The sequence below is a fragment of the Paenibacillus sp. FSL R7-0652 genome (assembly GCF_038595045.1).
Taxonomy (GTDB): Bacteria; Bacillota; Bacilli; order Paenibacillales; family Paenibacillaceae; genus Paenibacillus.
The window spans coordinates 757195-771435 of the sequence record NZ_CP152001.1; the positions used below are offsets into that span (position 1 = coordinate 757195).

The following is a 14241-nucleotide window of genomic DNA, read 5'->3' on the forward strand; positions in this document are numbered from 1 at the left end:
TGTTAACGTGTTTGTGGAACTTCATACCGGAGAGGGAATCACACTCGGCTCTCCGAACCTTTCCTTTTTCACCTGAGCCTAGATAGTTATAGCGGCCTGCCCTTCATGCTTATCAGAGATCGAAATAACGAATACCCATCGCTTCGCGTACTTCAAGCATCGTTTCTTTAGCGATATTCCTGGCTTGACGTGTGCCCTCCATTAGCATTTCCTCGACTTCATTTCCCCGCTGTTCGTAATAACTGCGTCGTTCCCGAAAAGGAGCAAGTAACTCGTTGATGGCACCGGCAGCGAATCGTTTGCACTCCGTACAGCCTATTCTTCCCTGACTGCAGGCAGCATAAATGTCATCTGCATGGCTTTCTCGAAACAACTGATGATAAGCGTACACGGGACAGATATCCGGGTGGCCTGGATCAGAACGGTGAACGCGAGCTGGGTCGGTTTTGGCTTTGGTCAGTTTTGCTGTGACATCGTCCGGTGCTGCGTTTAAGGAGATGGCATTGCCCATGCTTTTACTCATTTTTCCGATACCGTCCAAACCTCCCAAACGTTCTCCGGTCAATATCCGCGGTTCCGGGAAAACAGGTGCATACAGCTCATTAAATCGTCGAACCAGCTTTCGTGCCATCTCGACATGGGGGATCTGATCTTCGCCTGCGGGGATAAGTGTTGCTTTACAGAAAGCAATATCGGCAGCCTGACTGACCGGATATCCCAAAAAGCCATAATACAGGTCCATGTATCCCCGGTCTCGCGCTTCCGTTTTAATGGTTGGATTGTGCCGGAGTGTGTTTACGGTGACAAACATGGAGAAGAGCACAGTCAGCTCCGCAATTTCGGGAATCATGGACTGGATGAAGAGGGTGGCTTGGTTTGGATCTATGCCTACTGACAAATAGTCCAGGGTCACTTGATGTACACTGTTTGCAATCAGTTCAGGCTGATCATAGTGGGTTGTCAGTGCCTGAACATCTGCCAGTAAAATATAAGACTTGTACGTTTCCTGTAATTCCACCCGGCTGCGCAGGCTGCCGACGTAATGGCCGAGGTGAAGCTGTCCAGTTGTTCGATCTCCGGTCAAAATCCGTTCTTGGGTTGTATGCATGATTCATTCTCCTTTGAATAGTTGTTTTGGTGTTCATGTTATGAATGTTGTTGATGTTGAGCTTGAGCTGTCGCCACCAGCCATCTTCCACGACCATCACCTCCTTTCAGCCTGCGATTTATTTCGTTTTAAAATAAAGTTAATGTACGCGGATACTCTGCTGCCAGAATCGCCTGAAAAATGAAAAAGGCCTCGTCCTCCGTTCCAATTCCCTAAGGAAATGGAACAGAAGGACGAGGCTGTGCTCGCGGTGCCACCTTCATTAGCCGCTGGTACGCGGCTCACTTACGGGATACGGATGCAGCAGTTGAATCATTGCAGTCAAGTGAAATAAAGTCAGGCTAGCCTAACTCAGATCGTACTTCGTACATGATCTAGATCGATATCCTGTCCATGGATAACGGCAGGACATGCCGCCTTGCCTACTGAAAGTCCTTTCCCGGCTTAAACGGGCTAAAACTTGGTTCAACTCGGAACTCCGAAGCCCATTTCCGCATGTCCGACACACCGGCTCGCACCATCCGCCGGCTCTCTGGAGTAACGTGACATGCGTACTTCTCTTCATCATCGTTGATAACGTTCGTTTACAATTTTTCACATTGTATCATGCTTTTAAATGACTGACCAGCCCATGTTTGCGATTGCTCATGTTGGTTCCAAGTACACCGATGATAATCAGCACAGCTCCAATGTAGTGGTATCCGAATACAGGCTCATGCAGAAGTAAGGCCCCACCTGCGATGGAGATGAGAGTAGACAAATTACTGAATACACTGACACGTGAAGCTTCCAGATGAGTCAGGGCGTAGCTGGACAGCAGGGTAGATACCATGGTAGACAGAATCGCCAGATAAGCGAGCGCACCCAGGTAAGATAGATCGCCGAGCGGCTGGATGTATTCGGCCATCGATCCGGTGTATGCATGGCGAACGAATGCAGCGATATTAAATACCACGCAGCCTACCATCAAGGTAACCCAAGTCAGCTCCAGAGGTTTATATTTCCGAGTGAGCGGTCTTGCCAGTACCCCGTATCCTGCAAAACTGATCGCCGAGAGCAGCAGCAGTACAATGCCCTGCAGATTGCTCATCGACATGCCGCTGCCTTTCATGGCAAAGATAAAGATCACGCCAGCGACAGACAGGAGCAGAGACATCTTTTGTACAATAGATGTCCGTTCCTTCAGAAAGACAGAAGCCAAGACGAGGGTGAACACAGGTACCATCGCCTGAATGATGCCCGCTTCCGAAGAATTGGAAGTCACCAGTCCAAAGGCTTGAAAGGCAAAGAACAGAACGGGTGAGAGCAGTCCAAGCGGGACAATTCTCCACAGGTCGGCCAGTCGAAGACGGATCTTGATCCAGCCAAACAGCACAGGAATGCTGACCACAATAAGCGACAGGGCGAAGCGATGGGCAAGCACATCTATGGGATGAGCGATGGTGACCGTCATTTTCACAAATAAAAAAGATAACCCGATAATAGCGGCGTAAACAACAGCTGCGATATAAGCATAGGTTCGGCTTCGTGCAGTATTCATTCGTTTTCCCTCCAGTAATGCGATACAGACTCTAAACTCAATTGGCAAAATACAGGCTCTATACGTAAGCGAACGAAGTCGGCTTGAATTATAAGTCAGCAAAACCGAAACGAATGGATGTAATGAATCTCTCCCAGTCCAATATCTGCGGAACTTAATAATCTTTGATCTGCCTAATTCTCACCCTTAGCTGTCAAGCAATGGGACATATGAGCCTTATTTAATATACTTCGGCGTACCCCATGCTACAATAGAGAAAATACAGTATTGTATCGGTACAGTTCTAGAAGAGGAGGAGACACAGTGAAAAAATATGAGATGATCGCTCAAGATTTGCAGCAGTGGATACAGGAACAGATGGTGAGCCGGGAGGGCCGATATTGGGAGGAAAAAGGAATCAGACTTCCCGCCGTCCGCACCGTCGCAGCACAGTATCAATGCAGTGTGAGTACAGCGATTCGAGCTTACGAATGGCTTGAGCACAGACATCTGGTATATGCGATCCCTCAATCCGGCTATTATGCCGTACAGAATGGTGTAGAAGCACAGGATGTAGACTGGCAGGAACCTCTTGATTTTGCATCGGCCGCTCCGGACCCGAGAGTGTTTCCGTATGCCGATTTTCGGCACTGTGTAGATCTGGCAATGAGAGAGAAACAGGATGAACTATTTTTATATGGGACAGATCAGGGACTGCCTTCGCTGATTGAGCTCTTAAAGAAACAGTTTACCGATTATCAGGTATTTGCGGGGACGGAGCAGTTTTTCATCACATCGGGGGTGCAGCAGGCACTGGCGACACTTGTTTTAATGCCTTTTCCGGGCGGGAGAACTAAAGTGATGGTGGAGCTGCCAACGTATCACAACATGCCAATCCTGCTGAAGAGCCTGAACGTGCCGATTGCAGGTGTACGAAGAACGGTGGAGGAAGGACTGGACTGGGACTCGCTTGAACGTCAATTTGCGGAGGGAGATATCAAGTTTTTTTACGTCATGCCGCGGTTTCATAACCCCATCGGAACATCACTGACGGCAGCGGAGAAGAAGAGACTTCTCCGACTAGCACATCGATACGGCGTATACCTAGTGGAAGACGATTACCTGGCTGATTTGGAGGACAGTACAAGACAAGATCCCTTGTGGGCCTATGATATGTATGACCGGGTTATTTATCTGAAAAGTTATTCTAAAATTCTGTTCCCCGGACTGCGTATAGGCGTGGCCGTTCTGCCAACTGCGCTGGTGCCCGGCTTTGGGACGTATAAAAAAATGCTTGATATCGACACTTCCGTTCTATCTCAAGCTGCACTGGAGGTTTACATTCATAGCGGCATGTTTGCCCATCATCGCAAAACGATCCGCAGCCGTTATGCCACGCGTATGGATGTTGTAAAGGAGCAGTTGGCAGCTCATCCCGAGTTTGGACCATTCCGCTCTGCGCCGCGAACTGGAGCAGAGCATACAGTGCTGCCTTTACCAGGAGATATGCCTGTCCGTATGCTGCTCTCCCGTCTGCAGAACCGCGGAATTATTGCAGATACAACAGAACGGTATTATCCCGAAGGAACTTACCGAACTTATACGGACCAGATGCTGCGGTTGAATATATCCAACGTTCCAAAACAGCGTATTGCAGATGCAATGCAGATCATTCGGGAGGAGATTATGAAATTGCAGATCAGATCCACAACAAGTTAGTTCAGATGCTGCGCAGCTCTCATCGTGAACCAGTCAGCCCTTTTCAGCACAAAGAGCCCGGCCCTAAGGGCTGGACTCTCTGGTTTTCTAGATGCCGCCAGATAGCATCTGTGCTTACTCCTGGGCCATCGCTTTGAATGAGGCATCTGCAGCTTCCAGTGTAGCAGCGATATCTTCATCCGTATGAGCCGTGGTGAGGAACCAGGCTTCATACTTTGATGGAGCGAGATTGATGCCGCGATTCAGCATGTGGCGGAAGAAGGATGCAAAGCGTTCGCCATCGGTATCTTGAGCGTGATCATAGTTGGTTACCGGATGGCTGCAGAAATGCGTAGAGAATGCCCCGCGAATCCGGTTGATCGTCAGATCAATGCCATGGCGATCAGCAGATGCTTGAAGGCCAGCGGTCAGATCGATGGCGAGACGTTCCATCTCTTCGTATACGCCAGCACCCTGCAGCACTTCAAGACAAGCGATACCCGCCGAGATGGATGCGGGATTGCCTGCCATCGTTCCGGCTTGGTATGCCGGGCCAAGCGGAGCAACCTGCTCCATCACATGTTTACGGCCGCCGTAGGCACCGATCGGCAGGCCGCCCCCGATAATTTTACCGAGCGCTGTAAGATCCGGCTCGATCTCCGCATGGTTGTCCAATCCCGCATACGTCTGGGTGGAGCCGTAGTGGAAGCGGAAAGCGGTGATCACCTCGTCATAAATGACAAGAGAGCCGTTCGCACGTGTCATCGCACAGAGGCCTTCCAGGAAGCCAGGCTCTGGCATAACCATGCCGAAGTTACCGACAATCGGCTCTACCATAACAGCAGCTACATCGTCACCCCAGCGCTCGAGTGCTTCCTTCAGAGAATCCAGATCGTTATAAGGAACAGTAATGACTTCGTGAGCGATGCTGGTCGGGATACCGGCACTATCAGGGATGCCGAGAGTCGATGGACCGGAACCAGCCGCCACCAATACCAGATCAGAGTGACCATGATAACAACCGGCAAATTTCACGATTTTATTTCGTTTCGTATATGCACGAGCCACCCGGATGGTAGTCATCACGGCTTCTGTACCCGAGTTAACAAAGCGAACCTTGTCCATGGAAGGAATCGCTTCTTTTAGCATTTTCGCAAGCTTGATTTCAAGTTCGGTCGGTGTGCCGTACAAAACACCATTCGCAGCAGCTTCCGCAATGGCCTTTGTAATATGAGGGTGGGCATGTCCAGTCACAATCGGACCGTAAGCAGCAAGATAGTCGATATATTTGTTGTCATCCACATCCCAAAAGTGTGCACCCTGCGCTTTTTTCATAAAAACGGGTGCACCGCCGCCTACCGCTTTGAACGAGCGGGATGGGCTGTTGACTCCGCCCACAATATGCTCCAGGGCTTCCGTATATAACAACTCAGAGTTTGTACGTGAATTCATTTTGATAACTTCCTTTCCTTTCGTAGTTCCAAAGTGTATACGATCATCACCATGGAAGGATATGATTATTTTCGCATACTTTTTCGCTCAGGCATAGCGAAAGGGCAGCATCGGGGCTGCCCTTTCAAGAATGGATCAATCATCAATATGTTATAAACGGTGCAGTCATAGGCGCTGTGAGTAACTTTCAGCTGGAAGTTACTGCGAAGGCTGCTGCGTGTTTTTCTCATCGGCACTGGCCGTTTTGTCTTCCTTGGCTTTTTCATCCTCTGTCTTGGCTGGCGGGTGAATAATGTCCTGAATATGCTGTTTCAGCTTTTCTTCACTCGTGACGGACAAGACTTGTGCCCCGCCTGGAGTACGTTCTTCTTTTAACAGATTCATCGGCGGAATCTGCTCACTGCCATTCATGCTGCTTTGATAGCCAAGTCCTCCCAGCTTCCACATATCGGAGAGGGTAAGATTGGTATCCACATACGGGCTGACTTCTTCCAGAATGGAAGGCAGTTTGGCGATCGTAGTTGTAGACTGCATCTTCGCCGTCACAGCTTTGAGCAGCTCGCGCTGCCGTTCAGAGCGTGCGAAGTCAGACATGGCGTCGTGACGGAAACGCACATACATCAAAGCTGTTTTCCCGTCGAGATGCTGGTAACCTTTTTTCAGATCGATATCATATTCGTTATTGTCGGCTTTACTTGTATAATGCATGTCCTTCTCCACATCAAAGTCCACACCGCCAACGGCATCCACCAGTTTGATGAATCCCTGGAAATCGGTATACACATAATACTGAACAGGGATACCCAGCAGATCGCTGGCTGCTTCCATGGCTGCGTTCGGGCCGTGGGTGATTGCTGTGTTAATCCGGTCTTTACCGTAACCGTCAATAGTCACGTAAGTATCACGCAGGATGGAGAAGAGATTAATTTTTTTAGTAAGCGGATCAAGTGACACTACCATCATGCTGTCTGAACGAGGAACTTCACCCTTCTTCAGACCGCGGGCATCGACACCCATAACCAAAATGTTCACAGTCTCGGTACCTTCCCATTTCGGAGGGTCAGGTGTGTTTACTTTCTGCACATTTTCAATATTGGCAAATGGCGAGTCCTCGCCTTTTTTCTGCAAACCATCCAACTGATTAAGAATAGAACCAAAATAATAGGCCGCTGCCCCTCCAACAATTAACACGAAGGCGGCAAGAGAAATCCATAGGGTCCTCTTCGTCTTTCTGGTCATGCTAGCGCTCCTTTGTATTTGAGATAAAAAATAAACGATTTCAGTACATGTAAAGTTGCGTTAGAGCTGTATTCAAGTCAAAGCTTTCCGTTCGCTTCCCCTGCAGAATTCAAGAAAGAGGAGGCCGCTTCGAACTTTTTTTAAAGCTTGCTGAATTTTGACTGTTCCTATTATAATTTCTTTTTGGGCTACAAGCAATTTCAACATAATCCAAGTGAGGTATAAACATGCTGGCGATTGATGTCAAAGATTTGCGCAAGACGTTTAATGTCCAGAAAAGCCGTGGCGGCCTGAAGGGCGCATTCCAGGATCTGTTTGCACGTCAATACCAAGAAGTATTGGCAGTTAACGATATTTCGTTTCAGATTCCTCAGGGCGAAATATGCGGATACATTGGGGAGAATGGTGCCGGCAAATCAACAACGATCAAGATGTTGACCGGCATTTTGGTGCCTACATCCGGACATATATCCGTTGGCGGGTATGTTCCGTATCAGGAACGTGAGAAGTTTGTCAAAAATATTGGCGTAGTATTTGGTCAGCGAAGCCAGCTGTGGTGGGATATCGGCGTTATTGAATCCTTTCATCTGCTTCGCAAAGTGTACCGCGTAGGGGAACAGGACTTCCGTAAACGACTGGACGAGCTGGTCGAGCGTCTGCAGCTGCAGGAATTGTTGAGTCGTCCGGTACGCAAGCTCAGTCTTGGTCAGCGGATGCGATGTGAACTGGTGGCGGCGCTGCTGCACAATCCAAGCATCGTCTTTTTGGATGAGCCGACGATTGGTCTGGATATCGTGGTGAAGTCGGAGATTCGCGAGTTTTTGAAAGACATGAATGAGGAGCATGGCACAACCATTCTGCTTACAACCCATGATCTGCAGGATATCGAAGCCCTGTGCTCGCGCGTCATTATGCTGGATGCAGGCAGTATTATCTATGATGGGGGTCTGGATCACCTCAAGTCCCAGTGGGGCACGGAGCGGGAGGTTCGCTTTAAGTTTGGTACAGGTCACACGATAACCCAGATGCAGGAATGGACGGCTGCGATGCCTGTGCGCTGGACCGTAGAGAATGAGCTGTCCGCTTCCGTGTGGATTCCGCTGGAACTGAACGTGTCGGATGTGCTCGGTCGTGTTGTGGGACAGGCGGATATTACGGATATCCAGATTATTGAAACCAATACGGATGAGATTGTCCGGAGCATCTATCAGTCTGGTTCTGCGGAGCGTCCGGAGATCGTGTCAGCAGGAAATGAAGCGGCAGGTGCTTCCTGAATGAATAGTGCGTTTATCGATTTCATGCGCATTCGTTTTCTGACGATGCTCGCATATCGAGTTAATTATTATTCCGGCATTTTGATATATACGCTGAATATCGGCGTGTATTACTTTACGTGGCAAGCTATTTACGGAGGCAGCGGAGAGATTGGCGGTTTTACGGCAGCGCAGATGACAACGTATGTTGCGGTCTCGTGGATGGCGCGCGCGTTTTATTTTAACAACCTGGATCGGGAGATCGCTGCTGATATTCGGGATGGCTCCATTGCGATTCAGTTCATAAGGCCGATTAACTATGTGATGGTCAAAATGATGCAGGGGCTTGGCGAAGGTATTTTCCGCTTCCTGCTGCTCATGATTCCGGGCATGCTGATTGCCATTCTGCTGTTCCCGGTGGAACTTCCCACAGCGCCATCGGCTTGGATCGGTTTTCTCGTCATGCTGTTCTTCAGTTTCGTTATTAATTCCCAGATTAATGTCATTACGGGACTGGCGGCATTTTTTGTGGAGAACAACGAAGGTATGATGCGCATGAAACGTGTCGTAGTTGATTTGTTCTCAGGCTTGATTATTCCAATCAGTCTGTATCCGGGCTGGTTGTCCGCCATCATGAAGGTACTGCCTTTTCAGGCGATTACGTATCTTCCCGGCTCGGTCTTCACGGGCAGAGTAGAGGGTACAGGCATCTGGAATGTACTCGGCATTCAGGTACTGTGGTTCATGCTGCTGCTGCTGCCGATGGTGCTGATCTGGCGGCAGGCGCGCAAGCGTCTGTTCGTGCAAGGGGGATAAGCGAATGTACTATATCGGTCTGATCTGGGAATATTTGAAAAATTATATGAAGACACGTCTGACGTACCGCGCCGACTTCTGGGTGGAGATTATCTCGGATCTGCTGTTTCAGGCAACGAATCTGATCTTTATCTTTGTGGTGTTCCGGCATACGGATAACCTCGGCGGCTGGAGTGAGGCGGAAGTTTTGTTTGTATACGGGTACTTTATGGTGCCATACGGCATCTTTAGCTGTTTTATCAATCTGTGGGGGTTCAGCGAACGGTATATTGTCAAAGGCGAAATGGACCGTATTCTGACACGACCGGCACATAATCTGTTCCAGATCCTGCTTGAAAATGTTGATCCGCCCTCTCTCGTAGGCTCATTCATCGGGTTGATCATCATGATCAGCAGCGGAGCAGAGATGGGTCTGGTGCTGGAATGGTGGCATATCCCTGCCTTGATTATTCTGGCGATTAGTTCAGTTCTAATCTATGCGGGCATCTATACCACCTTGACATCATTGTCCTTTTACTCGGATGCGCCGACAGGCATACTACCGCTAATGTACAATATTCAAGGGTATGGACGTTATCCGGTAACGATCTATAACAGAGCGATTCAGGTGCTGCTCACTTGGATCATCCCGTTTGCCTTTGTCGGCATCTATCCTGCAGCACTATTCCTTGATCGAGCTGAAATGCATCGTATGGCTTTGCTCACTCCGGTCATGGGACTGGTGTTTGCAGCCATTGGACTTACCTTGTGGAACTTTGGTGTAAAGAGGTACCGGGGAGCGGGATCATAACCGGGACTCCAGCACGAGTGTATAGCGTCCATTTTCAAGAAGTTCGTAAGGGAGTCCAAGGATGGGGTAACATGTATTTAACGTGAATTACAAGGAGGACATGAAGATGACTTTAACAGAAGGTGTACAAGTCCCGGATTTCGAGCTGCCATCCAGCTCGGGTGAGTCGGTGAAGCTGTCTGATTATCGGGGTAAACGTGTCTTGATTTACTTTTATCCGAAAGATATGACCTCTTCCTGTACCCAGCAAGCCTGTGATTTCCGTGATCGGCATGAGGAGTTTCAGGGGCTGAATACCGTTATTCTGGGGATCAGTACCGACCAGATGAAACAGCATGACAAATTTATTGCCAAATACGGACTGCCCTTTATCCTGTTATCGGATGAGGAGCATGCTGTTGCGGAGCAGTTCGGTGTGTGGCAGCTGAAGAAAATGTACGGCAAAGAGTACATGGGAATCGTGCGTTCAACCTTCCTGCTGGATGAAGAGGGCAGGCTGATCAAGCAGTGGGCGAAGGTACGAGTGAAGGGGCATATTGAAGAGGCGCTGGAGACAGTCAAGGCTCTGTAGGACGTCCACATTTTGAATAAAATTAAAAACAGGCTGTATCCATGGACTGAAAAGTTCCGGATGCAGCCTGTTTATTCTGCTTCAGCGGCCGATCTGCCGCGGCGCTTCTTGAAGCCTTGTTTGACCCGATGGATCAAGATAAGCAGTGACGGAATAATCAGGCATATCGTAAAATCCCAATCAAACCAAGCATAGATAATGGTTGTGGTATAGAAAACAATATTTGGAGCAAGGACGACAGACATTGCAAAGAACAGCATCATCGATGGCAAAACCAGAGGTTTATAACTTTTTAATCGAAATAATTGAGCAGTACCCAGTACGAACCCGAAGATATATATGATGGTTTTGAAGTACGTGGACACCAGCCACGCCGTAGCCGTTAGGGCTTCGATCCGTTGAAAAAAGTTTCCGACATTGATTTTCTGTGCCAAAACATAAGATATATAAATATTGTGCTGTGTGAGCATAGGGCCCATCACAAGCAGGGCAATAAACAGAAGAGAGGTTAGCAGCGCACCTCCAAACAGGGTAGAAAGCATCATATCCCGGCGAACATGCGAATCATGTTTAATGTATGGGAGAATCATTGACAGAATAATAAGCTCTCCATACGAGGCTGTAGCACCGCGGATACTGCCTGATACCATAGGGAAAAAGGGTGTGCTTAAATAGGGTTTTATCCGGGAGAGCTCTGCCTTTGGGAGCAAAAATATAATGAGGATGAGCAGTCCGACAATAACAAAAGGGACCCAAACTTCAGCGCTTTTTCCGATAGACCCCAGGCCTTTCACCATTCCCCAGGTGAGTGCTGCAACAAAAAGCAGAAGTATAGCTCTTATTGGGGTATATAGATAAATTTGCGTCGTCATAAAATCCCCGACTTCTCGAATACATATGGAAGCTCCCATCATAAAATAGAACAAATAACCTACGGACAGAATAGAACCGATCCATACCCCGAGTATTTTGGGACAGATTTCAATTAATGATAGGGTCGGATATGTTTGATGCAGCTTATAGAGCAACCACAATATACATAATCCGATCGGCTGAGATATGATGGAACAGATCCAGGCATCTTGATTACCTGAATAAGTGACCATCGTGGGATAGATCAAAATCATGTCCCCAATCATTGTCATGAGTGCCAGGACTGTGAACTGGCGAATCGTCAATCGCTCCTGAACCAGCATGGCGTGCACTCCTTTCAATTCAAGTCAGGCTTTGCTAAAACGGGTCTTGGTTAAGTGGATGAGCAGCAGCATACCAGGCAATATAATACCTATCGTTGTGTCCCAATCGACCCAGTAGGGGACCACGGTAATAACGATGAAGATCACACCAGGAGCAATGACGTTAGATAAACCGAATACAAGCATGGAGGTAGGCAGAATTAAAGAACGATACTGCTGCAGCTTAAACAGTTCAGCAATGCCTATCGTGAAAGCATACATATAGATTACAGCTTTGAAGTATGTTGAGATGAGCCAGGCAGATGCCATAAACGCCTCAATTCTCTGAAAAAAGTCGGCGACATTAATTTTCTGAGCCAGTATAAAAGAGGCATAGATGCTGTGCTGTGACAAAAAGGCACCCAGTACAAGCAGAGAAATGATAACCAGCATGGCAAGCATCAGATTGCCCAGGCCGGCAGCGATAATAACATCCCGATTCCGGTGGAGCTGGCTGACGGTATAGGGAAGCAGCATGAGGATGGGAATAGCTTCGCCCACAGGATAGATGATACTTACCAAAATACCCTGAGCCAAAGTAACAATGTCGGTGTCTTGAACTGGTTTCAGGTTGCGGGCATCTACTTCGGGCAGTAGACAGAAGGAAAGGGTAAGGATGAATATGACAATAATCGGCAGCAACAGCTCACTAGTTCTTCCGATGGTTTCAATTCCGTTGTGTACGCTCCAGCAAACAGCAATGACAAATAAAAGGATAAGCACACGAATGGGGGTATAAGGGAAGATTTGTGAGACCATAAAATCACCTACTTCCCGGGTATGGGTAGATGCACCCATAACAAAAAAGTACAAGTAAAATACAGCCACCAGCGTTCCGGGCCAGAACCCAAGGATGCTCCGAGCTATGGAGACCAGGTTCTGATCCGGGTATGCTTTACCCAGTTTGAGGAACATCGCCATAAGAAGCATGCTGATTGGAACACCGATCAGGGCACAAATCCAGGAATTCTGTTTGGCATACGACGTGATGACTGAAGGATAGATCAGCATCATATCGCCTACGACCATCATAAAGGTCAAGGCTGCCAGTGCGCGGGTACCCAGGCGTCCCTTTTCGAGCATCGATTTCACTCCTTTGGCTAAGTTCCAGTGAGGTAAGCCAGTAATTGATTAACGGGTTCATAGATCCAGATGATGATGTACAAGGGGCTGGGGAATTCCCACAAATTAACAGCAATCACACTGAACACTGTAGCTGTGAGCAGCATACCGCTGTACACAGCGGTTTCTTTCCACTGCTTGCCCCGAATGAGCTTGGGCAGATCGATTAATCCAATCAAACATCCGATTACAACAGCTGTGATAGAGAGCAGCATATCCTCAATCCTTTATTTGATTTTTGAAAGAGTTGTCGAGGGCGCCCACACGCCTGATTTGGGCTTTTGTTTCATAAACTACGTCAAGATTTTCAAAGTATTTATCCCAATCATTCTCTACTTTTTTGAAGAATTTAGGATCATTCTGGTAAATCTCCTGGCCAAAGCCGAAGATGTCTACATGATACTTGCGGCGTACCGCATTAACGGATTTCTGCATAAGCTCCTTGAGACGATCTTCGGACACCTTTTCCAACTCACGAATGGCTGTCATGGAACCAATCTGCATACTGCAGTCAACTGATGCAACAGAAGATACAATATGAAGTTTGATCTTCACTTGAGGTTCTCCGTTGACAACTTTGGCTTTACGATCCGTTGAAGCCCGAAGGGTTTTCATCGTAACGACTCCTTCTCCACTTGGGCAGTCCACATGACCCATCGTAGATTTCACATTCCCCCGGATGTAATTGTATCCCTTAGACTCATCTTCATTCAGCCAGCCAATCAGCTTGTCACCTTTAAATACACTCAGGCCTGTTGTATTCAGTTTCGCACCTGTACGGATGGTGGATATGTTCTCCAGACTGCTCTTTTTGTTCTGATTCCCTATAATTTCAACACCGGTAATAACCGGATTGATACCAGGTGTAAGCATAAAGTCCATAAGTTGATCCCCTGTTACCGTCGTTGTGGGGGACCACGTTTTGGCTGAGACATCCAAAGAATTGAACAATTTATCAGCCGGAATGTTATCCAGAGGCGTAAGCAGGTTAAGTACTTCAGCAGCTGTCGTTTTACGCGCTACCATAACGTAATAATCTGGCCGAACCGAGGGTTCTCTCATAAGTGCCTCCATCACGTCGTAGATCCCCTCATTGCGGGCAAAATCCTCTCCGAATATGAGAACCCGAATATGAGACATAAATATTCTCCGCGGGCTGGTTTGGGTGAGACTTTGAATGGCCTCGAACAGTGACTTTCCCGTTGCCTGATACTGGGTCACAGGTGTACCTTTCCCGCCCACAGCTTTGGCTGATATTTCATTCGGTACGACAATCTGGGCACTTACCCGAATCTGGTCCCCTTCCTTATCGACCCCAAGGCCGAGCATGATGCCAAGTTCATTAAGTTCATGGCGATCCCAGCAGCCGGTCAGCAGGGGAAGCAGCATGGCAAGGGATAACAGCAGGCATAAACCTCTTCTCATATGATGATCTCCT

The 14241-nt window shown here is 48.1% G+C and carries 13 protein-coding genes and 1 other annotated feature; of the genes, 5 read left to right on the forward strand and 8 right to left on the reverse strand.

Going from position 1 to position 14241, the window contains the following annotated elements; genetic code table 11:
• Positions 1-112: 112 nt before the first annotated feature.
• Both trpS and MKY97_RS03560 read right to left on the reverse strand, forming a co-directional pair.
• Positions 113-1108 carry a tryptophan--tRNA ligase gene (gene trpS, locus MKY97_RS03555; RefSeq protein WP_342554144.1) on the reverse strand — a complete coding sequence of 332 codons (996 nt, stop codon included), beginning with the start codon at positions 1106-1108 and terminating at the stop codon, positions 113-115.
• 226 nt (positions 1109-1334) lie between these two features.
• Positions 1335-1685 (reverse strand) — a binding site (T-box leader).
• 27 nt (positions 1686-1712) lie between these two features.
• Positions 1713-2648 carry a DMT family transporter gene (locus MKY97_RS03560; RefSeq protein ID WP_342554145.1) on the reverse strand — a complete coding sequence of 312 codons (936 nt, stop codon included), beginning with the start codon at positions 2646-2648 and terminating at the stop codon, positions 1713-1715.
• Between the two features lie 303 nt (positions 2649-2951).
• Between MKY97_RS03560 and MKY97_RS03565 the strand changes: the two genes are divergently transcribed.
• The gene (locus tag MKY97_RS03565) at positions 2952-4346 is read left to right on the forward strand and encodes a PLP-dependent aminotransferase family protein (RefSeq protein WP_342554146.1); all 1395 of its coding nucleotides are present in this window, start codon (positions 2952-2954) and stop codon (positions 4344-4346) included.
• 114 nt (positions 4347-4460) lie between these two features.
• Here MKY97_RS03565 and MKY97_RS03570 read toward each other — a convergent pair whose 3' ends face one another.
• Complete coding sequence (locus MKY97_RS03570) at positions 4461-5777, reverse strand: glutamate-1-semialdehyde 2,1-aminomutase (RefSeq protein ID WP_342554147.1); 1317 nt, start codon at positions 5775-5777, stop codon at positions 4461-4463.
• Between the two features lie 198 nt (positions 5778-5975).
• Entirely contained in the window at positions 5976-7016 is a 1041-nt protein-coding gene (locus MKY97_RS03575; protein WP_342554148.1) for an LCP family protein, read from the reverse strand.
• Between the two features lie 227 nt (positions 7017-7243).
• Here MKY97_RS03575 and MKY97_RS03580 point away from each other — a divergent pair, with 227 nt between their 5' ends.
• From MKY97_RS03580 to bcp, 4 genes are all read left to right on the forward strand, one after another.
• Complete coding sequence (locus MKY97_RS03580; protein ID WP_342554149.1) at positions 7244-8290, forward strand: ABC transporter ATP-binding protein; 1047 nt, start codon at positions 7244-7246, stop codon at positions 8288-8290.
• Positions 8291-9085: an ABC-2 family transporter protein gene (locus MKY97_RS03585; protein ID WP_342554150.1), complete on the forward strand. Its 795-nt coding sequence runs from the start codon at positions 8291-8293 to the stop codon at positions 9083-9085.
• A gap of 4 nt (positions 9086-9089) precedes the next feature.
• A complete protein-coding gene (locus MKY97_RS03590; protein WP_342554151.1) occupies positions 9090-9875 on the forward strand; it encodes an ABC-2 family transporter protein in 786 nt (261 codons plus the stop codon).
• 106 nt (positions 9876-9981) lie between these two features.
• On the forward strand, positions 9982-10446 hold the full coding sequence (bcp, locus tag MKY97_RS03595) for a thioredoxin-dependent thiol peroxidase (RefSeq protein WP_342554152.1): 465 nt from the start codon (positions 9982-9984) through the stop codon (positions 10444-10446).
• A gap of 71 nt (positions 10447-10517) precedes the next feature.
• Here bcp and MKY97_RS03600 read toward each other — a convergent pair whose 3' ends face one another.
• The 4 genes from MKY97_RS03600 to MKY97_RS03615 are packed head-to-tail and all read right to left on the reverse strand — an operon-like array spanning position 10518 to position 14228.
• The gene (locus MKY97_RS03600; protein ID WP_342554153.1) at positions 10518-11642 is read right to left on the reverse strand and encodes an endospore germination permease; all 1125 of its coding nucleotides are present in this window, start codon (positions 11640-11642) and stop codon (positions 10518-10520) included.
• Positions 11643-11666: 24 nt separating this feature from the next.
• Positions 11667-12764 carry an endospore germination permease gene (locus MKY97_RS03605; RefSeq protein WP_342554154.1) on the reverse strand — a complete coding sequence of 366 codons (1098 nt, stop codon included), beginning with the start codon at positions 12762-12764 and terminating at the stop codon, positions 11667-11669.
• Positions 12765-12781: 17 nt separating this feature from the next.
• Positions 12782-13018, reverse strand: coding sequence for a hypothetical protein (locus MKY97_RS03610; RefSeq protein WP_342554155.1), 237 nt, complete (start codon positions 13016-13018; stop codon positions 12782-12784).
• Positions 13019-13022: 4 nt separating this feature from the next.
• Complete coding sequence (locus tag MKY97_RS03615) at positions 13023-14228, reverse strand: Ger(x)C family spore germination protein (RefSeq protein ID WP_342554156.1); 1206 nt, start codon at positions 14226-14228, stop codon at positions 13023-13025.
• Positions 14229-14241 lie beyond the last annotated feature (13 nt).

Excerpts from the sequence above, each read along its gene's own strand:
- MKY97_RS03585 (WP_342554150.1), top strand. The coding sequence starts at position 8,291 with ATGAATAGTGCGTTTATCGATTTCATGCGCATTCGTTTTCTGACGATG.
- MKY97_RS03590 (WP_342554151.1), top strand. The coding sequence starts at position 9,090 with ATGTACTATATCGGTCTGATCTGGGAATATTTGAAAAATTATATGAAG.
- MKY97_RS03610 (WP_342554155.1), bottom strand. The coding sequence starts at position 13,018 with ATGCTGCTCTCTATCACAGCTGTTGTAATCGGATGTTTGATTGGATTA.
- MKY97_RS03615 (WP_342554156.1), bottom strand. The coding sequence starts at position 14,228 with ATGAGAAGAGGTTTATGCCTGCTGTTATCCCTTGCCATGCTGCTTCCC.
- MKY97_RS03570 (WP_342554147.1), bottom strand. The coding sequence starts at position 5,777 with ATGAATTCACGTACAAACTCTGAGTTGTTATATACGGAAGCCCTGGAG.
- bcp (WP_342554152.1), top strand. The coding sequence starts at position 9,982 with ATGACTTTAACAGAAGGTGTACAAGTCCCGGATTTCGAGCTGCCATCC.
- MKY97_RS03605 (WP_342554154.1), bottom strand. The coding sequence starts at position 12,764 with ATGCTCGAAAAGGGACGCCTGGGTACCCGCGCACTGGCAGCCTTGACC.
- MKY97_RS03600 (WP_342554153.1), bottom strand. The coding sequence starts at position 11,642 with ATGCTGGTTCAGGAGCGATTGACGATTCGCCAGTTCACAGTCCTGGCA.
- trpS (WP_342554144.1), bottom strand. The coding sequence starts at position 1,108 with ATGCATACAACCCAAGAACGGATTTTGACCGGAGATCGAACAACTGGA.
- MKY97_RS03580 (WP_342554149.1), top strand. The coding sequence starts at position 7,244 with ATGCTGGCGATTGATGTCAAAGATTTGCGCAAGACGTTTAATGTCCAG.
- MKY97_RS03575 (WP_342554148.1), bottom strand. The coding sequence starts at position 7,016 with ATGACCAGAAAGACGAAGAGGACCCTATGGATTTCTCTTGCCGCCTTC.
- MKY97_RS03560 (WP_342554145.1), bottom strand. The coding sequence starts at position 2,648 with ATGAATACTGCACGAAGCCGAACCTATGCTTATATCGCAGCTGTTGTT.